General features: G+C 55.1%; 17 protein-coding genes. 15 read left to right on the top strand and 2 right to left on the bottom strand.

Annotated features, from left to right (window positions below; translation table 11 throughout):
• Positions 1 to 13: 13 nt before the first annotated feature.
• A complete protein-coding gene (gene glnD, locus GVK32_RS20605; protein ID WP_159872062.1) occupies positions 14 to 2,677 on the bottom strand; it encodes a bifunctional uridylyltransferase/uridylyl-removing protein GlnD in 2,664 nt (887 codons plus the stop codon).
• A 120-nt stretch (positions 2,678 to 2,797) separates the two neighbouring features.
• Positions 2,798 to 3,592 carry a type I methionyl aminopeptidase gene (map, locus tag GVK32_RS20600; RefSeq protein WP_041144127.1) on the bottom strand — a complete coding sequence of 265 codons (795 nt, stop codon included), beginning with the start codon at positions 3,590 to 3,592 and terminating at the stop codon, positions 2,798 to 2,800.
• A 323-nt stretch (positions 3,593 to 3,915) separates the two neighbouring features.
• Here map and rpsB point away from each other — a divergent pair, with 323 nt between their 5' ends.
• The 15 genes from rpsB to rnhB all read left to right on the top strand — a co-directional run bounded on the left by rpsB (position 3,916) and on the right by rnhB (position 19,251).
• Complete coding sequence (gene rpsB / locus GVK32_RS20595; RefSeq protein WP_041144128.1) at positions 3,916 to 4,641, top strand: 30S ribosomal protein S2; 726 nt, start codon at positions 3,916 to 3,918, stop codon at positions 4,639 to 4,641.
• Positions 4,642 to 4,763: 122 nt separating this feature from the next.
• Complete coding sequence (gene tsf, locus GVK32_RS20590; RefSeq protein ID WP_041144129.1) at positions 4,764 to 5,615, top strand: translation elongation factor Ts; 852 nt, start codon at positions 4,764 to 4,766, stop codon at positions 5,613 to 5,615.
• Between the two features lie 147 nt (positions 5,616 to 5,762).
• On the top strand, positions 5,763 to 6,488 hold the full coding sequence (gene pyrH / locus GVK32_RS20585) for a UMP kinase (RefSeq protein ID WP_041144130.1): 726 nt from the start codon (positions 5,763 to 5,765) through the stop codon (positions 6,486 to 6,488).
• A 289-nt stretch (positions 6,489 to 6,777) separates the two neighbouring features.
• Positions 6,778 to 7,335 carry a ribosome recycling factor gene (gene frr, locus GVK32_RS20580; protein WP_041144131.1) on the top strand — a complete coding sequence of 186 codons (558 nt, stop codon included), beginning with the start codon at positions 6,778 to 6,780 and terminating at the stop codon, positions 7,333 to 7,335.
• 241 nt (positions 7,336 to 7,576) lie between these two features.
• Positions 7,577 to 8,779 carry a 1-deoxy-D-xylulose-5-phosphate reductoisomerase gene (gene ispC / locus GVK32_RS20575; RefSeq protein ID WP_159872061.1) on the top strand — a complete coding sequence of 401 codons (1,203 nt, stop codon included), beginning with the start codon at positions 7,577 to 7,579 and terminating at the stop codon, positions 8,777 to 8,779.
• A 239-nt stretch (positions 8,780 to 9,018) separates the two neighbouring features.
• A complete protein-coding gene (gene ispU, locus GVK32_RS20570) occupies positions 9,019 to 9,777 on the top strand; it encodes a (2E,6E)-farnesyl-diphosphate-specific ditrans,polycis-undecaprenyl-diphosphate synthase (RefSeq protein WP_159872124.1) in 759 nt (252 codons plus the stop codon).
• 12 nt (positions 9,778 to 9,789) lie between these two features.
• A complete protein-coding gene (gene cdsA / locus GVK32_RS20565; RefSeq protein WP_159872060.1) occupies positions 9,790 to 10,647 on the top strand; it encodes a phosphatidate cytidylyltransferase in 858 nt (285 codons plus the stop codon).
• Between the two features lie 11 nt (positions 10,648 to 10,658).
• A complete protein-coding gene (rseP, locus tag GVK32_RS20560) occupies positions 10,659 to 12,014 on the top strand; it encodes a sigma E protease regulator RseP (protein ID WP_159872122.1) in 1,356 nt (451 codons plus the stop codon).
• Positions 12,015 to 12,045: 31 nt separating this feature from the next.
• The gene (bamA, locus tag GVK32_RS20555; RefSeq protein ID WP_159872059.1) at positions 12,046 to 14,475 is read left to right on the top strand and encodes an outer membrane protein assembly factor BamA; all 2,430 of its coding nucleotides are present in this window, start codon (positions 12,046 to 12,048) and stop codon (positions 14,473 to 14,475) included.
• Between the two features lie 122 nt (positions 14,476 to 14,597).
• Positions 14,598 to 15,083, top strand: a complete 486-nt coding sequence (skp, locus tag GVK32_RS20550; protein ID WP_041144136.1) for a molecular chaperone Skp — start codon at positions 14,598 to 14,600, stop codon at positions 15,081 to 15,083.
• A 3-nt stretch (positions 15,084 to 15,086) separates the two neighbouring features.
• Positions 15,087 to 16,112, top strand: a complete 1,026-nt coding sequence (lpxD, locus tag GVK32_RS20545; RefSeq protein WP_041144137.1) for a UDP-3-O-(3-hydroxymyristoyl)glucosamine N-acyltransferase — start codon at positions 15,087 to 15,089, stop codon at positions 16,110 to 16,112.
• A gap of 150 nt (positions 16,113 to 16,262) precedes the next feature.
• On the top strand, positions 16,263 to 16,718 hold the full coding sequence (fabZ, locus tag GVK32_RS20540; protein WP_004098761.1) for a 3-hydroxyacyl-ACP dehydratase FabZ: 456 nt from the start codon (positions 16,263 to 16,265) through the stop codon (positions 16,716 to 16,718).
• Between the two features lie 3 nt (positions 16,719 to 16,721).
• Positions 16,722 to 17,510 (top strand): acyl-ACP--UDP-N-acetylglucosamine O-acyltransferase, encoded by a 789-nt coding sequence (lpxA, locus tag GVK32_RS20535; RefSeq protein WP_123710052.1) that lies wholly within the window; start codon positions 16,722 to 16,724, stop codon positions 17,508 to 17,510.
• Positions 17,510 to 18,658 (top strand): lipid-A-disaccharide synthase, encoded by a 1,149-nt coding sequence (gene lpxB / locus GVK32_RS20530; RefSeq protein ID WP_095103630.1) that lies wholly within the window; start codon positions 17,510 to 17,512, stop codon positions 18,656 to 18,658. Before lpxA ends, lpxB begins: the two co-directional genes overlap by 1 nt.
• The gene (gene rnhB / locus GVK32_RS20525; RefSeq protein ID WP_041144140.1) at positions 18,655 to 19,251 is read left to right on the top strand and encodes a ribonuclease HII; all 597 of its coding nucleotides are present in this window, start codon (positions 18,655 to 18,657) and stop codon (positions 19,249 to 19,251) included. Before lpxB ends, rnhB begins: the two co-directional genes overlap by 4 nt.
• Positions 19,252 to 19,274: the final 23 nt, after the last annotated feature.

Here is a 19,274-nt window from a genome sequence, read left to right as displayed (position 1 = left end):
ACATAAAAGTTCGTTACCCTTTATCGTTTGGATTGAGGGCCTCTGTCAACCGTTGTTGTACTTCTTGTTGTAGCTCATTATTAAGCGCACGCCTATCTGCCGTGGCGATTATAAATAAATCTTCTACTCGCTCACCAATTGTCGTAATTCTGGCCCCGTGCAGGGAAATATTGAGGTCGGCGAAGACCTGGCCGACCCGGGCCAGCAGGCCGGGCTGATCGAGCGCAATCAGTTCAAGAAACGATTTTCGGTCGGTATGCGTGGGCAGGAAATTGACCTCGGTGACGACGGAAAAATGGCGTAATTTTGCCGCCTGTCGGCGCGGAGCCGGCGGCTGCCAGCTGCGCTGAGTAATGGTCTGCTCGAGCCCGAGGCGGATCATCTCGTGGCGATCGGCGGAGAGCGGGCTGCCGTCCGGTTCGAGCACGATAAAGGTGTCCATCGCCATCCCGTCGCGGGTGGTAAAGACCTGGGCGTCGTGCACGCTCAGATTTCGGCGGTCAAGTTCACCGCAGACGGCGGCGAAGAGATAGGGTCGGTCCGGGCTCCAGATAAAGATTTCGGTGCCGCCGCGCGTGGCCTGCGAGCTGAGCAGGATCATCGGTTTATTGAGATCGTGCCGGAGCAAATTACGCGCGTGCCAGGCGAGCTGATTTGGCGTGTGGCGCACGAAGTAGTTGGCCCGGCAGCGGTTCCAGATTTGATGCAGGGCCTCTTCATTGATGTTTTCCATCCGCAGCAGTGCCAGCGCCTGCAGCTGATGATGGCGAACCCGTTCGCGCATATCCGGCGTGCTTTGCATGCCGCGGCGCAGCTGTTTTTCGGTGGCGAAATAGAGCTCGCGCAGCAGGCTCTGCTTCCAGCTGTTCCACAAGGTTTCGTTGGTGGCGCAGATGTCGGCCACGGTCAGGCACACCAGGTAGCGCAGGCGGTTTTCCGTCTGCACCTCTTCGGCGAACTGTTTGATGACCTCGGGATCCTGAATATCACGGCGCTGGGCGGTGACGGACATTAACAGATGATGGCGAACCAGCCAGGCGACCATCTGAGTTTCTCGCGAGTTCAGGCCGTGCAGTTCGGCAAACTTCAGGACGTCCTGGGCACCGAGCACCGAATGATCGCCGCCGCGGCCTTTAGCAATGTCGTGGAACAGGGCGGCAATCAGAATCAGCTCAGGATGGGTCAGGCGCGGCCACAGCTCAACGCACAGCGGGTGGCGGCTGCGGGTCTCCTCTTTGGCAAAACTCTCCAGCTTGAGCAGGACGCGGATCGTATGCTCGTCCACGGTGTAGGCATGGAACAGATCGAACTGCATCTGGCCGACGATATGCGACCACTGCGGCATGTATGCCCACAGCACGCTGTGGCGGTGCATCGGTAGCAGCCCGCGGCTCACCGCACCCTGGTGGCGCAGCATGCTGAGAAAAATGGTTCTCGCTTCCGGGATATAGCACAGCGGCTGCGTCAGGTGGCGGCGCGCGTGGCGCAGGTGGCGCAGCGTCGTGGAGTAGATGCCGGTGATGCTGCTGTTACGCACCATAATATAGAACATGCGCAGAATAGCCTGCGGCTCGCGGATGAACAGCGTATCGTCGCGCAGATCGATGAGCGAGCCGCGCAGCTGAAAATCATCGTCAATCGGCCGCGGCTTTTCATCTTCGGTCAGCGCGAGGATGGCTTCATCAAACAGCTGCAGCAGCATGTTGTTCAGCTCGCTTACCCGGCGGGTGACGCGGAAGAAATCCTTCATCATGTGCTCGATGGGCTGATTTCTTTCGCCTTCATAGCCTAAGCGACGGGCGACGCTGAGCTGGCGGTCGAAGAGTAATCGGTTATCGTAGCGGGTTAGCTCCAGGTGCAGCGCGAACCGAATTCGCCACAGCTGATGCAGGCATTCGTTGAGCTCGTTGCGTTCCGCCTCCGTCAGGAAACCGAAACCAACCATTTCATCCATCGAGGTGGCGCCGAAGTGGCGACGGGCGACCCACTGCAGGGTATGAATATCCCGCAGGCCGCCGGGGCTGCTTTTCACATCCGGCTCAAGGTTATAGCTGGTGCCGTGATAGCGCTGATGGCGTTCGTTCTGTTCCTCTACCTTGGCGGCAAAGAATTTCTCCGACGGCCAGAAGCCGTCGCTAAAAATGTGTTTTTGCAGCTCAAGAAACAGCGCGACGTCGCCAATCAGCAGGCGCGATTCGATCAGGTTGGTGGCGACGGTGAGATCGGATAACCCTTCCAGCAGGCACTCTTCGAGGGTGCGCACGCTGTGCCCGACCTCCAGCTTGACGTCCCACAGCAGCGTCAGCAGCTCGCCGACCTTCTGCGCCTGTTCGTCGGAGAGTTTTTTACGGCTTAAGATCAGCAGGTCGACGTCGGAGAGCGGGTGCAGTTCACCGCGACCGTAGCCGCCTACCGCCACCAGAGCCATGTCGCAAACCGAGCCGAAGCCGTACTCCACCCACAGGCGCTGCAGCAGCTGATCGATAAACTCGGTGCGGGCTTCAATCAGCCGCTCAGCGGCGGTGCCGGCATCGAAAGCCTCCCCCAGCCAGCGCTGGAAAAGCTCGAGATGGGACTTAATCGTCGCGCAGGCTAAATCGTCCTGCGGCCAGGCGCCCGGATTCTCAGGTTGGCCCGAGAGGGCTAGGGGGAGAGTGCCAGGTAAAGAGTTGCTCATCGCGCCACCATAAGAAAAAATATCGCCCATTAAAAAAATCGCCGGGAGCGATTTTTAACGTCGCCTGCGGCGGTCCGTAGGAAGCCCGTCATAAAAAAGCCGGCGGGCGCCGGCTTTTCGTTATTCGTTATGCGAGATTATCGCCGGGATGGTGTCATCCTTGCGTAACGTCAGAATTTCGCAGCCGTTATCCGTCACCACAATAGTATGCTCGTACTGGGCAGACAAGCTCCGGTCTTTCGTTTTCACCGTCCAGCCGTCTTTCATGCTGCGGATCTCTTTCTTACCGGCGTTGACCATCGGCTCGATGGTAAAGGTCATTCCCGGCTTGAGCACCACGTTGGTCTCCGGTGAGTCGTAGTGCAGCACCTGCGGCTCTTCATGGAAGCCGCGGCCAATGCCGTGCCCGCAGTATTCACGCACCACGGAAAAACCTTCCGCTTCGACAAATTTCTGAATGGCCGCGCCGATGGCCCGCAGGTTAATGCCGGGTTTGACCATCTTCAGGGCCAGATAGAGGCTCTCCTGAGTGACGCGGCACAGACGCTCTCCGAGGATCGTCGGTTTGCCGACGATAAACATTTTGGAGGTGTCGCCGTGGAACTCATCCTTAATGACCGTGACGTCAACGTTGACGATATCGCCGTCTTTCAGCCGTTTTTCATCATCCGGGATACCGTGGCACACCACTTCGTTAATCGAGATACACACCGATTTAGGGAAGCCGTGGTAGCCAAGGCAGGCGGAGATCGCTTTCTGCTCGTTGACGATGTAATCGTTACAGATGCGGTCCAGCTCGCCGGTGCTGACGCCCGGTTTTACATAGGGTTCAATCATTTCGAGCACTTCGGCGGCCAGGCGGCCCGCAACGCGCATTTTTTCGATGTCTTCAGATGTCTTGATAGAAATAGCCATGGATTGTGTCCAGCTGTGTCGATTTTTTCGACAATAATAGAGTAAGTCCCGTCAATGTTAACAGTCCGGGTGACCTGGTGCCAAATTGAGAATCATTAACAGCACTCAGCGTCAACAAGAGTTGGTGTCCAATCCTATTTTGTGGTATAAAGCGCGCCGGACTTCCGTTCCATTTCGTACTACACAGGATGGACTGAAGCGACAAATCTCACTTTGTGTATATAACACACACGTATCGACACATATTCCGGGGTGCCCTTTGGGGTCGGTAATATGGGATACGTGGAGGCATAACCCCAACTTTATCTATAGAGGTTTTAAACATGGCAACTGTTTCCATGCGCGACATGCTCAAGGCTGGTGTTCACTTTGGTCACCAGACCCGTTACTGGAACCCGAAAATGAAGCCTTTCATCTTCGGCGCGCGTAACAAAGTTCACATCATCAACCTTGAGAAAACTGTACCGATGTTCAACGAAGCTCTGGCTGAACTGAACAAGATCTCTGCTCGTAAAGGCAAGATCCTGATCGTTGGTACTAAGCGCGCTGCAAGCGAAGCGGTAAAAGACGCTGCTAACAGCTGCGATCAGTTCTTCGTGAACCATCGCTGGTTGGGCGGTATGCTGACTAACTGGAAAACCGTTCGTCAGTCCATCAAACGTCTGAAAGACCTGGAAACTCAGTCCCAGGACGGTACTTTCGAGAAGCTGACCAAGAAAGAAGCGCTGATGCGTACTCGTGAACTGGCCAAGCTGGAAAACAGCCTGGGCGGTATCAAAGACATGGGCGGCCTGCCGGACGCACTGTTTGTTATCGATGCAGACCACGAACACATCGCTATCAAAGAAGCAAACAACCTGGGTATCCCGGTATTTGCTATCGTTGATACTAACTCCGATCCGGACGGCGTAGATTTCGTTATCCCGGGTAACGACGATGCAATCCGCGCTGTTAGCCTGTACCTGGGTGCAGTAGCTGCAACCGTGCGTGAAGGTCGTTCTCAGGATCTGGCTTCTCAAGCGGAAGAAAGCTTCGTAGAAGCTGAATAATAAGGTCTAGCCCTTATTTAGTACCGTGTATAAATAGGGGCCTATATTTGGCCCCTTTTTCACTTTTAAACCTGTTTGGTTCCTGGAACCGGGCAGGTCATATCTCTCCCGAGGATTAAAGAATGGCTGAAATTACCGCATCCCTGGTAAAAGAGCTGCGCGAACGTACCGGCGCAGGCATGATGGATTGCAAAAAAGCACTGACTGAAGCTAACGGCGACATCGAGCTGGCAATCGAAAACATGCGTAAATCCGGCGCGATCAAAGCGGCGAAAAAAGCAGGTAACGTTGCTGCTGACGGCGTGATCATCACCAAAATCGACGGTACCTACGGCATCATTCTGGAAGTTAACTGCCAGACTGACTTCGTAGCAAAAGATGGCGGTTTCCAGGCATTTGCTAACAAAGTTCTGGACGCAGCTGTTGCCGGTAAAATCACCGACGTTGACGTACTGAAAGCTCAGTTCGAAGAAGAGCGTGTTGCGCTGGTTGCTAAAATCGGTGAAAACATCAATATCCGTCGCGTTGCTTCCCTGGAAGGCGAAGTGCTGGGTTCATACCAGCACGGTGCGCGCATCGGTGTTCTTGTTGCCGCTAAAGGCGCAGACCAGGAGCTGGTTAAACAGCTGGCTATGCACATCGCTGCAAGCAAGCCAGAATTCGTTAAGCCGGAAGACGTTTCTGCTGAAGTGGTAGAGAAAGAGTACCAGGTTCAGCTGGACATCGCGATGCAGTCCGGTAAGCCGAAAGAAATCGCAGAGAAAATGGTTGAAGGCCGCATGAAGAAATTCACCGGCGAAGTTTCTCTGACCGGCCAGCCTTTCGTTATGGACCCAAGCAAATCTGTTGCTCAGCTGCTGAAAGAGCACAACGCAGACGTGACTGGCTTCATCCGCTTTGAAGTGGGCGAAGGCATCGAAAAAGTTGAGACTGACTTTGCAGCAGAAGTTGCTGCGATGTCCAAGCAGTCTTAATTTTTTAAAAGGAGCCGCCTGAGGGCGGCTTCTTTTTGTGCCCATTTTGTAAATTCAGCCAACCCTTATAGTGGCTGCGCTGAAAAGCGACATACAATGTCGCCAGAATTAACTCATCTCACTCGTTGACAGTCTCAGGAAAGAAACATGGCTACCAATGCAAAACCCGTCTACAAACGTATTCTGCTTAAGTTAAGTGGCGAAGCTCTGCAGGGTTCGGAAGGCTTCGGTATTGATGCAAGCATACTTGACCGTATGGCTCAGGAAATCAAAGAACTGGTTGAACTGGGTATTCAGGTTGGCGTAGTGATTGGTGGCGGTAACCTGTTCCGTGGTGCTGGTCTGGCGAAAGCGGGAATGAACCGCGTTGTGGGCGACCACATGGGCATGCTGGCAACGGTCATGAACGGCCTTGCAATGCGTGACTCCCTCCATCGCGCCTATGTGAACGCTCGCTTGATGTCAGCGATTCCGCTGAACGGCGTTTGTGATAACTACAGCTGGGCAGAGGCGATCAGCCTGCTGCGTAATAACCGCGTCGTTATTCTGGCTGCGGGTACCGGCAACCCGTTCTTCACGACCGACTCCGCAGCCTGCCTGCGCGGTATTGAAATTGAAGCTGACGTGGTGCTGAAAGCGACCAAAGTCGACGGCGTGTTTACCGCTGACCCGGCTAAAGACCCGTCTGCCACCATGTACGATCAGCTGAGCTACAGCGAAGTGCTTGATAAAGAGCTGAAAGTAATGGATCTGGCCGCCTTTACCCTCGCGCGTGACCATAAATTGCCGATTCGCGTATTCAACATGAACAAACCCGGCGCGCTGCGCCGCGTGGTGATGGGCGAAAAAGAAGGTACGTTAATTACGGAATAATTTCCGTAATACGCTTCATCGTTCAGACTGTCTCTGCGTTGGCCGCCTTTGCTCACCTCAGCCGCTGACTTCAGTAAGCTGCTGGGGAGTTCGCTCCGCCGTTGCCTCGATACAACGTGAATGATTTTGTGTAGAAATGAAGGTAAGATTCCGCTCTACCTTAGTAGCGGCTTTTTACTCAGACGCGCCCAGGGCGTCGTCATGAATTAAACGGGACTATACTTAGCTCACCTGATAGCAGCTGTGCGGCGTTTAGTCTGCCTGAGACAAGTTTCCAAGGATTAGTAACGTGATTAACGACATCAGAAAAGATGCTGAAGTGCGCATGGAAAAATGCGTTGAAGCGTTCAAAAACCAAATCAGCAAAATACGCACGGGTCGTGCTTCCCCCAGCCTGCTGGACGGCATCGTCGTGCAGTATTACGGCACGCCTACGCCGCTGCGTCAGCTGGCAAGCGTAACGGTAGAAGACTCCCGTACTCTGAAAATCAACGTGTTCGACCGCTCCCTGAGCCCGGCCGTTGAAAAAGCGATCATGGCTTCTGACCTCGGTCTGAACCCAAGCTCTGCGGGCAGCGATATCCGCGTTCCGCTGCCTCCGCTGACCGAAGAGCGTCGTAAAGATCTGACTAAGATCGTACGCGCAGAAGCCGAGCAGGCTCGCGTGTCGGTACGTAACGTTCGTCGCGACGCTAACGATAAAGTGAAAGCGCTGCTGAAAGACAAAGAGATCAGCGAAGATGACGATCGCCGTTCTCAGGACGACGTGCAGAAAATGACTGACGCCGCCATTAAGAAAGTGGATGCGGCGCTGGCAGATAAAGAAGCGGAACTGATGCAGTTCTGATTTCCTGCCGTTATGCCCGTCCTCATTGCCGTTTGATGAACGGGACGGGCGTACAGTCTGAAACGCCGTACAGAAGACCGAACGCTCAGCTCCAGGGATTGCGTTGAAAAGGTCGGCCCTGTAGCCTTTGACACTCTTGTTGAAGGCGATACACCGCCTGCCCGCCTCCTGATTGCTAATGCGCGAGGGCTTGCTGGCGGCGTTTTTCTTTTTATCCTGTCTTACTTCTTCTGGACGCCTCATGAAGCACTTAACCGTTCTCGGTTCGACCGGTTCAATTGGCTGCAGCACGTTGGATGTCGTGCGCCATAACCCCGAACGCTTTTCCGTCGCCGCGCTGGTCGCGGGGAAAAATGTCGACCGTATGGTTGAACAATGTCTGGAATTCACCCCCCGCTACGCGGTCATGGATGATGCGAAAAGCGCCGAATCTCTGCGTATCGCGCTGCGCGAACGCGGCAGCCGTACCGAAGTCCTGAGCGGCCAGCACGCCGCTGCGGAAGTCGCCGCGCTGGATGACGTTGACCAGGTCATGGCGGCGATTGTCGGCGCCGCAGGGCTGGTTCCTACGCTCGCGGCCATTCGGGCCGGCAAAACGGTGCTGCTGGCCAACAAAGAGGCGCTGGTGACCTGCGGTCGTCTGTTTATGGACGCCGTGCAGCAGTCCGGCGCGCGCCTGTTGCCCGTCGATAGCGAACATAACGCTATTTTTCAGAGTATGCCGGAAACAATTCAACACAATCTGGGATACGCTGACTTAACGCAGAACGGCGTCTCGTCGATTCTGCTGACCGGTTCCGGTGGTCCTTTCCGGGATACAGCGCTCTCTGAGCTGGCGGCAATGACGCCGGATCAGGCCTGCCGCCACCCTAACTGGTCAATGGGACGCAAAATTTCCGTCGATTCCGCCACGATGATGAATAAGGGGCTGGAGTATATCGAAGCCCGCTGGCTGTTCAACGCCTCGGCGCAACAGATGGAAGTGCTGATTCACCCGCAGTCCGTTATCCATTCAATGGTGCGCTATCGCGATGGCAGCGTTCTCGCACAGCTCGGTGAGCCGGATATGCGTACGCCGATCGCCCACACTATGGGATGGCCGCAGCGCCTGAACTCTGGGGCTGAAGCGCTGGATTTCTGCCGTCTGAGCAATCTGAGCTTTGCCGCGCCGGATTACGGACGCTATCCGTGCCTGAAGCTGGCGATGGAGGCATTTGATGTCGGTCAGGCGGCGACGACGGCGCTGAATGCTGCCAATGAAATTTCGGTAGCCGCGTTCCTCGCTACGGAGATTCGCTTCACCGATATTGCGGCGGTTAACCTGGCTGTGCTGGAGCAGCTGGCGCTGGATGAGCCGCAAAGCATTGAAGAGGTTCTGATTATCGATGCTCAGGCGAGAGCCGCTGCTCACCGGCAGCTGAAACATCTGGCGGCGCGGGGCTGACCGACGCAATACGTTGTGATATTTGTGGGCGCTGGGCTTCAGTGATATAGTCTGCGCCACCCGATCGTTGTCTAAGATTGCGGTGGCCGTGGTATGACACGGCTTTTTTGCGTAAAGCTCTTGGTTGTTCTCTGCGATTAGCCGCAGCCTCGGCACTGGATAAAAATGCGTATATAGCGCTGACCGGTTGCTTGCGTTTAGCGGCGTGGCTAATCCTTATTATGGACTTAAAACGCGTTATGTTGTCTGCTAATCAACCTGTCAGCGAAATATCACCTGTACATGGCTGCCGTCATGTCGCCATCATTATGGATGGCAACGGACGTTGGGCGAAACAGCAAGGGAAAATTCGCGCATTCGGTCATAAGGCCGGAGCGAAGTCAGTCCGTCGCGCAGTTTCCTTCGCGGCGAACAATGGTATTGAAGCGTTGACGTTATACGCATTCAGCAGTGAGAACTGGAACCGTCCGGCGCAGGAAGTCAGCGCGCTGATGGAGCTGTTCGTCTGGGCGCTGGATAGCGAAGTCAAAAGCCTGCACCGGCATAACGTTCGCCTGCGTATCATCGGCGAAACCACGCGTTTTAATGCTCGCCTGCAGGAGCGGATCCGCAAAGCGGAAGCGCTCACTGAGAATAACACGGGCTTAACGCTGAATATTGCGGCGAACTACGGTGGGCGCTGGGATATCATTCAGGGCGTCCGCAATCTGGCCGAACAGGTAAAAAACGGGTTACTTCAGCCCGAACAGATCACGGAAGACATGCTGAGTCAGCAGGTCTGTATGCATGAACTGGCACCTGTAGATTTAGTTATTAGGACCGGGGGAGAGCATCGAATCAGTAATTTTTTGATTTGGCAAATTGCCTATGCCGAACTTTACTTTACCGATGTTCTTTGGCCCGATTTTGCTGAACAGGACTTTGAAGGTGCACTCCATGCCTTTGTTAATCGAGAGCGTCGTTTCGGCGGCACTGAGCCGGGTGGCAGCAATGCCTGATGGGGGTCACTTTTGCTGAAGTATCGCCTGATATCGGCTTTTGTTTTGATCCCCGTGGTGATTGCGGCGCTTTTCCTGTTGCCGCCTGCGGGTTTCGCCATCGTCACGCTGGTCGTTTGTATGCTCGCCGCGTGGGAGTGGGGGCAGCTAAGCGGCTTCACCTCAACGACCCAACGCGTCTGGCTGGCGCTGCTCTGCGGCCTGCTGCTGGCGCTGATGCTTTTCCTGATGCCTGAGTATCACTATGACGTCCATCAACCGGTGGTTGAGGGGTCGCTATGGGCATCGCTGGGCTGGTGGATTGCGGCCCTGCTACTGGTCCTTTCCTACCCGGCTTCCGCTGCCTTCTGGCGGAACTCTAAAACGCTGCGCCTGGCTTTTGGCATTCTGACCATCGTTCCGTTCTTCTGGGGCATGCTGACGCTCCGCGCCTGGCACTACGCGGATAACCATTACAGCGGCGCGCTGTGGCTACTGTACGTGATGATTCTGGTTTGGGGCGCGGACTCCGGTGCCTATATGTTTGGCAAAATGTTCGGTAAGCACAAGCTGGCGCCGAAGGTTTCACCGGGCAAAACCTGGCAGGGTTTTTTTGGCGGGCTGGTTACCGCAGCGGTTATTTCCTGGGCGTACGGCCAGTGGGCGAATCTCGATGTTACGCCGGCGGTACTGCTCATTTGCTCTATCGTTGCGGCGCTGGCTTCGGTGCTCGGCGACCTGACGGAAAGTATGTTTAAGCGAGAGGCCGGCATCAAGGATAGCGGGCATCTGATTCCCGGACACGGCGGAATTCTGGATCGTATCGATAGCCTGACGGCGGCGGTACCGGTATTCGCGTGTCTGCTATTGTTGGTCTTCAGGACGATTTGACGGAAGGTTTTATGCTAAGCGTTCTCTGGAATTTGGCCGCCTTTATCATTGCGCTGGGCGTATTGATCACCGTGCATGAGTTTGGCCATTTCTGGGTGGCTCGTCGCTGTGGCGTTCGCGTTGAACGCTTCTCCATCGGCTTTGGCAAAGCGCTATGGCGGCGCTCTGACAAGCAGGGGACGGAATTCGTTATCGCCCTTATCCCACTCGGCGGTTACGTCAAGATGCTCGACGAGCGCGTCGAGCCGGTGGCGCCCGAGATGCGCCACTACGCTTTCAATAATAAAACTGTCGGTCAGCGCGCAGCGATAATCGCCGCCGGACCGATCGCGAACTTCATTTTTGCCATCTTTGCCTACTGGCTGGTGTTTATCATCGGCGTCCCTGGCGTTCGTCCGGTTGTTGGCGAAATAGTGCCCGATTCGATTGCCGCACACGCACAAATTGCAAAAGGAACGGAACTTAAAGCGATAGATGGCATCGAAACGCCTGATTGGGATGCTGTGCGTATGGCGCTGGTAACGAAGATCGGAGACCAGCAAACAATAGTTTCGGTCGCCCCTTTCGGGACCAGCCAACGCCAGGATAAAATCCTCGATTTACGCCATTGGGCGTTCGAGCCGGACAAACAGGATCCGGTGACATCGCTGGGCATTCAGCCCCGGAGCGCGCAGGTTGATACGGCTCTGGCAGAAGTACAATCGAATTCGGCAGCGCAGAAGGCGGGTTTGCAAGCGGGCGACAGGATCGTTAAAGTCGATGGTCAACCGTTAACGCAGTGGATGACGTTTGTTAATCTGGTGCGTGATAATCCCGGTAAAGCGCTGGTTCTGGACATCGAACGGCAGGGGAGTCCTCTGTCAGTGACGCTGACACCAGATTCGAAGTCCGGTAGTAAAGGTCAGTCTGAGGGATTTGCAGGGGTTGTGCCTAAGGTCATCCCGCTGCCCGATGAATATAAGACAGTTCGTCAGTACGGGCCGTTTGCCGCCATCGCTGAAGCCACGGATAAAACCTGGCAACTGATGTCGTTAACGGTCAGGATGCTGGGTAAATTGATAACCGGTGATGTCAAACTGAACAACCTCAGCGGGCCGATCTCTATCGCCCAGGGGGCTGGAATGTCAGCGGAGTTTGGGTTGATTTACTATCTGATGTTCCTTGCGCTGATAAGCGTGAACCTCGGAATAATCAACCTGTTCCCGCTTCCCGTCCTGGACGGGGGGCACCTGCTGTTTTTAGCGATTGAAAAGCTAAAAGGCGGGCCGGTATCCGAGCGAGTTCAAGACTTTAGTTATCGCATTGGCTCAATACTGCTGGTGTTGTTAATGGGGCTTGCACTTTTCAATGATTTCTCTCGGTTGTAAGAGAGTTTGTTAGGAAGAACGCATAATAACGATGGCGATGAAAAAGTTGCTCATAGCGTCGCTGCTGTTTAGCAGCGCAACCGTATACGGTGCTGAAGGGTTCGTGGTGAAGGACATTCATTTCGAAGGCTTGCAGCGTGTCGCTGTTGGTGCGGCCCTCCTCAGTATGCCAGTGCGTCCTGGCGATACGGTGACCGATGATGATATCAGTAACACCATTCGTGCTCTGTTTGCCACCGGCAACTTTGAGGACGTTCGCGTCCTGCGCGATGGTGATACCCTGCTGGTGCAGGTGAAAGAGCGCCCAACGATTGCCAGCATCACTTTCTCCGGTAACAAGTCGGTGAAGGATGACATGCTCAAGCAAAACCTTGAGGCATCCGGCGTGCGCGTTGGGGAGTCCCTTGACCGTACTACGCTCGCTGATATCGAGAAAGGGCTGGAAGATTTCTACTATAGCGTCGGTAAGTACAGCGCCAGCGTAAAAGCTGTCGTCACGCCGCTGCCGCGTAACCGCGTCGACCTGAAGCTGGTGTTCCAGGAAGGCGTCTCGGCGAAAATCCAGCAAATCAATATCGTCGGTAACCATGCATTCAGCACGGACGAACTGATATCTACCTTCCAGCTACGCGATGAAGTGCCGTGGTGGAACGTGGTTGGCGATCGCAAATACCAGAAGCAGAAACTGGCAGGGGATCTCGAAACTCTGCGCAGCTACTACCTGGATCGCGGCTACGCACGTTTCAACATCGACTCCACCCAGGTGAGCCTGACGCCGGATAAAAAAGGCATCTACATCACCGTGAACATAACCGAAGGCGATCAGTACAAGCTTTCGGGTGTGCAGGTGACGGGCGATCTGGCGGGGCATTCGGCGGAAATCGAAGCACTGACCAAAGTCGAGCCGGGCGAGCTGTATAACGGCGCCAAAGTGACCAAAATGGAGAATGATATTAAGAAACTCCTCGGTCGCTACGGTTACGCCTATCCGCGCGTGCAGTCGCAGCCGGAAATCAACGACGCCGACAAGACCGTGAAGCTGCATGTTAACGTCGATGCGGGGAACCGCTACTACGTGCGTAAAATTCGCTTTGAAGGCAACGACACCTCGAAAGATTCCGTTCTGCGTCGCGAAATGCGCCAGATGGAAGGGGCGTGGCTGGGCAGCGATCTGGTTGACCAGGGTAAAGACCGTCTGAACCGTTTAGGCTATTTCGAAACCGTTGATACCGATACGCAGCGCGTGCCGGGCAGGCCGGATCAGGTCGATGTGGTCTATAAGGTCAAGGAGCGTAACACCGGTAGCTTCAACTTTGGTATCGGCTACGGTACTGAAAGCGGCGTAAGCTTCCAGGCGGGCGTTCAGCAGGACAACTGGTTGGGTACCGGCTATTCCGTTGGAATTAACGGCACCAAAAACGATTACCAGACCTATACTGAACTGTCGGTCACAAACCCGTACTTCACCGTTGATGGCGTTAGCCTCGGTGGTCGTGTGTTCTATAACGACTTCGATGCGAACGATGCGGACCTGTCCGACTATACCAACAAGAGCTACGGTACGGACGTTACGCTGGGCTTCCCGGTTAACGAATACAATACGCTGCGTGCGGGCGTGGGTTATGTCCATAACTCCCTGTCTAACATGCAGCCGCAGGTGTCGATGTGGCGCTACCTGAACTCAATGGGTCAATATCCGAGCAATACGGACGATAAAAACTCATTCAGCGCCAACGACTTCACCTTTAACTACGGCTGGACGTACAACAAGCTGGACCGCGGCTTCTTCCCGACGGAAGGTTCACGCGTTAACCTGAATGGTAAAGTGACTATTCCGGGTTCAGACAACGAATACTACAAAGCCACGCTGGATACCGCGACCTACGTGCCGATCGATAACGATCACAAATGGGTTGTGCTGGGACGTACCCGCTTCGGTTACGGTGACGGCCTTGGCGGCAAAGAGATGCCGTTCTACGAGAACTTCTACGCCGGTGGTTCAAGCACCGTGCGCGGGTTCCAGTCGAACACCATTGGTCCGAAAGCGGTTTATTTCCCGGCCAATAGTCGTCACGATGGCGATGACAACTATGACAGCAACTGTAAGAGCACCGAATCTGCACCTTGTAAGTCTGATGATGCGGTCGGCGGTAACGCCATGGCGGTTGCCAGCCTGGAGCTGATTGCTCCGACGCCGTTTATCAGCGATAAGTATGCTAACTCGGTCCGTACCTCCTTCTTCTGGGATATGGGTACCGTGTGGGATACGCACTGGGATTCGAGCGCGTACGGTGGCTATCCGGATTATGGCGATCCGAGCAACATCCGTATGTCCGCAGGTATTGCGGTACAGTGGATGTCGCCGTTGGGGCCGTTGGTATTCTCCTACGCCCAACCGTTTAAAAAGTACGAGGGAGACAAAGCCGAGCAGTTCCAGTTTAACATTGGTAAAACCTGGTAACTGTGGGCTACAAAGGAATGTAAGTGCAGTATCGCGCTGACTTTAGGCGATAACTTCGGTTGTCGCCTGGCCACGCAAATAACGGTACCCCTGGGTACTCATGGGATGGTAAGGAGTTAATTGTGAAAAAGTGGTTATTAGCTGCAGGTCTGGGTTTAGCAATGGTAACTTCCGCACAGGCGGCAGATAAAATTGCAATGGTAAACATGAACAGCCTGTTCCAACAGGTTGCCCAGAAAACAGGCGTTTCTAATACGCTGGAAAACGAGTTCAAAGGCCGCGCGAGCGAGCTGCAGCGTATGGAAGGTGACCTGCAGTCTAAAATGCAGCGTCTGCAGTCCATGAAGCCGGGCGCCGATCGTACCAAGCTGGAAAAAGACGTAATGGCTCAGCGCCAGACTTTCTCTCAGAAGGCACAGTCTTTTGAGCAGGATCGTTCACGTCGTTCTAACGAAGAACGTGGCAAGCTGGTTACCCGTATCCAGACTGCTGTGAAAAGCGTCGCGAACAGCCAGAGCATCGATCTGGTTGTAGATTCTAATGCCGTTGCATACAACAGCAGCGATGTAAAAGACATCACCGCTGATGTGCTGAAACAGGTTAACTAAGTAATGCCTTCAATTCGACTGGCTGATCTTGCGCAGCAGTTGGATGCAGAATTACACGGTGATGGCGATATCGTCATCACCGGCGTTGCATCCATGCAGGCCGCAAAAGCGGGCCATATTACGTTCATGGTAAATCCTAAATACCGTGATCGCCTGGCCGATTGCCAGGCTTCTGCCGTTGTTATGACGCAGGATGATTTACCTTTTGCCCACGGCGCCGCGCTGGTAGTGCGTAATCCCTACCTGACCTACGCCCGCATGGCTCAAATACTTGATACCACGCCGCAGCCGGCGCAGAATGTCGCGCCCAGCGCGGTCATTGATGCCACGGCGAAGCTGGGTAAGAACGTAGCGATCGGCCCTAACGCCGTTATCGAATCCGACGTAGAGCTCGGCGATAACGTGGTTATCGGCGCCGGATGCTTCGTTGGTAAAAAGACAAAAATTGGCGCCGGCTCGCGTTTATGGGCCAACGTCACCGTTTATCACGAGATTGAGATCGGCGAAAATTGTCTGATCCAGTCCGGCACCGTGATCGGTGCAGACGGTTTCGGTTACGCCAACGATCGCGGTAACTGGGTGAAGATCCCGCAGCTGGGTCGCGTCATTATTGGCGATCGCGTGGAGATCGGCGCCTGTACCACCATCGACCGCGGTGCGCTGGATGACACCTCGATCGGTAATGGCGTCATTATCGACAACCAGTGCCAGATTGCGCACAACGTCGTGATTGGCGACAATACCGCCGTTGCTGGCGGCGTTATCATGGCGGGCAGCCTGAAAATCGGCCGCTACTGCATGATTGGTGGTGCCAGCGTGATCAACGGCCATATGGAAATCTGTGACAAAGTGACCGTCACGGGGATGGGGATGGTTATGCGTCCTATCACCGAACCTGGCGTTTACTCTTCGGGTATCCCGCTGCAACCGAATAAGGTTTGGCGTAAAACAGCCGCGCTGGTGATGAATATTGATGATATGAGCAAGCGACTCAAAGCAGTTGAGCGCAAGGTTAATCAACAAGATTAGCGCACCCAGCCAAACGCGAATCATGCCACGTAGCCGATAAAGCGGCTGCCTGGAAGGTGAAGCGTGAAAATTTTCGGCCTGTTGCATTCATAAGATTGCCGCAGGCCGTGTTATTATTGCCTTTTAGTATATTTAGACAGGAAGAGTATTTTGACTACTGACACTCATACTCTGCACATTGAAGAGATTCTGGAACTTCTGCCTCACCGTTACCCGTTCCTGCTGGTAGACCGCGTGCTGGATTTTGAAGAAGGTCGTTTTCTGCGCGCAGTAAAAAATGTTTCTGTTAACGAGCCGTTTTTCCAGGGGCATTTCCCTGGTAAACCGATTTTACCAGGCGTACTGATTCTGGAAGCTATGGCCCAGGCCACCGGCATCCTGGCATTCAAAAGCGTGGGTAAGCTCGAGCCGGGCGAACTGTACTATTTTGCCGGGATTGATGAAGCGCGTTTCAAACGTCCGGTAGTACCAGGCGATCAGATGATTATGGAAGTCACTTTTGAGAAAACCCGCCGCGGCCTGACGCGTTTTAAAGGCGTCGCGACGGTTGACGGGAAAGTGGTTTGCGAAGCAACGATGATGTGTGCGCGTAGCCGGGAGGCCTGATACGTGATTGATAAAACCGCCTTTATTCATCCTTCAGCCATTGTAGAAGAAGGTGCCGTTATCGGTGCTAACGCTCACATTGGTCCCTTTTGTATTGTTGGTGCTAACGTCGTGATTGGCGAAGGTACAGTACTGAAGTCTCATGTTGTCGTTAACGGCCATACCACGATTGGCCGCGATAATGAGATCTATCAGTTCGCTTCCATCGGCGAAGTTAACCAGGATCTGAAATATGCTGGCGAACCGACGCGTGTGGAAATTGGCGATCGCAACCGCATCCGCGAAAGCGTCACCATTCATCGCGGTACAGTACAGGGCGGTGGATTAACGAAGGTGGGCAGCGATAACCTGCTGATGATCAACGCCCACGTGGCGCATGATTGTACGGTTGGCGATCGCTGCATTCTGGCCAATAACGCGACCCTGGCCGGGCACGTCTCGCTGGATGATTACGTTATCATCGGCGGTATGACCGCGGTGCATCAGTTCTGCATTATCGGTGCCCACGTGATGGTTGGCGGCTGCTCCGGCGTTGCGCAGGACGTTCCGCCGTTCGTTATTGCCCAGGGCAACCACGCGACGCCGTTTGGCGTCAATATCGAAGGCCTGAAACGCCGCGGCTTCAGCCGTGAAGCGATCACCGCCATTCGTAACGCGTATAAGCTGCTGTACCGCAGCGGCAAAACGCTGGACGAAGCCAAGCCGGAAATCGCCGAACTGGCGGCTCAGCATCCTGAAGCTCAGCCATTTTACGACTTCTTTGCCCGCTCAACCCGCGGCCTGATTCGTTAATGGCTGCACAGCGTCCCCTGACTATTGCCCTGGTCGCCGGAGAAACCTCCGGCGATATTCTTGGTGCCGGTCTGATCCGCGCGCTCAAGGCTCGCATTCCCGATGCGCGCTTTGTTGGCGTGGCGGGGCCGCTAATGCAGGCCGAGGGCTGCGAAGCCTGGTATGAAATGGAAGAGCTGGCGGTGATGGGCATTGTTGAAGTGCTTGGTCGCTTGCGCCGCCTGCTGCACATTCGCGCCGATCTCACCCGCCGCTTCGGCGAGCTGCGTCCCGATGTTTTTGTTGGTATCGACGCGCCGGACTTCAATATCACTCTCGAAGGCAACCTGAAAAAGCAGGGCATCAGGACTATCCATTACGTCAGCCCGTCCGTTTGGGCATGGCGACAAAAACGCGTTTTCAAAATTGGCAGATCGACCGATCTGGTGCTGGCATTTCTGCCTTTCGAAAAAGCGTTTTACGACAAATTTAACGTTCCCTGCCGCTTCATCGGCCACACTATGGCGGATGCGATGCCGCTGGATCCGGATAAAGGCGCCGCGCGCGACCGCCTGGGCATTGCCCGGGACGCGCACTGCCTGGCGCTGCTGCCGGGGAGCCGCGGGGCAGAAGTTGAAATGCTCAGCGCGGACTTCCTCAAAACCGCGCAGATTTTGCGCGGCCACTATCCCGGCCTGGAAGTATTAGTCCCGCTGGTGAACGCCAAAAGGCGCGAACAGTTTGAACGTATCAAAGCCGAAACGGCGCCGGATCTCCCGGTTCACCTGCTGGATGGTCAGGCGCGTGATGCGATGATCGCCAGCGATGCCGCGCTGCTCGCCTCCGGGACGGCGGCGCTGGAGTGCATGCTGGCCAAATGTCCGATGGTCGTTGGCTACCGCATGAAGCCGTTTACCTTCTGGCTGGCGAAGCGGCTGGTGAAAACCGATTACGTTTCGCTACCCAACCTGCTGGCCGGGCGCGAGCTGGTTAAAGAGCTGCTGCAGGATGAGTGTCAGCCGCAGCTGCTCGCCGATGCGCTGCGGCCGCTGCTGGCCGACGGCAAAACCAGCCATGAAATGCACGACACCTTCCGCGCGCTGCATCAACAAATTCGCTGTAATGCTGATGAGCAGGCGGCGGACGCGGTACTGGAGTTAGTAAAATGATTGAGTTTGTCTATCCGCATACCCACCTTGTTGCCGGCGTTGATGAAGTTGGACGCGGGCCGCTGGTTGGTGCGGTCGTCACCGCAGCGGTGATCCTCGATCCGGCAAAGCCGATTATTGGCCTGAATGACTCCAAAAAATTAAGCGAAAAGCGTCGCCTGGCGCTGTTCGATGAGATCAAAGAGAAGGCCCTGTCATGGAGCCTTGGCCGCGCGGAGCCGCACGAGATCGACGAGCTGAATATCCTGCACGCAACGATGCTGGCCATGCAGCGCGCCGTCGCCGGCTTACACATAGCGCCGGAGTTCGTGCTGATTGACGGTAACCGCTGTCCGCCGCTGCCGGCCCCGTCGCTGGCGGTTGTTAAAGGCGATAGCCGGGTGGCGGAAATCAGCGCGGCGTCTATTCTGGCTAAAGTCACGCGCGATGCGGAGATGGTGACGCTGGATCTGGAATTTCCTCAATACGGCTTTGCGCAGCATAAAGGCTATCCCACCGCTTTCCATCTGGAAAAGCTGATAGAGCATGGCGCAACAGAGCATCATCGGCGCAGTTTCGGCCCGGTAAAACGCGCGCTGGGCCTCGCGTCCTGAATCAATACGCAATCAAGTAACGC

The sequence above is a fragment of the Klebsiella sp. 18074 genome (assembly GCF_902705905.1).
Lineage (GTDB): Bacteria > Pseudomonadota > Gammaproteobacteria > Enterobacterales > Enterobacteriaceae > Klebsiella > Klebsiella terrigena.
Note: the sequence above shows the minus strand (reverse complement) of the source record. Positions and strands in the feature narration are given on the sequence as shown.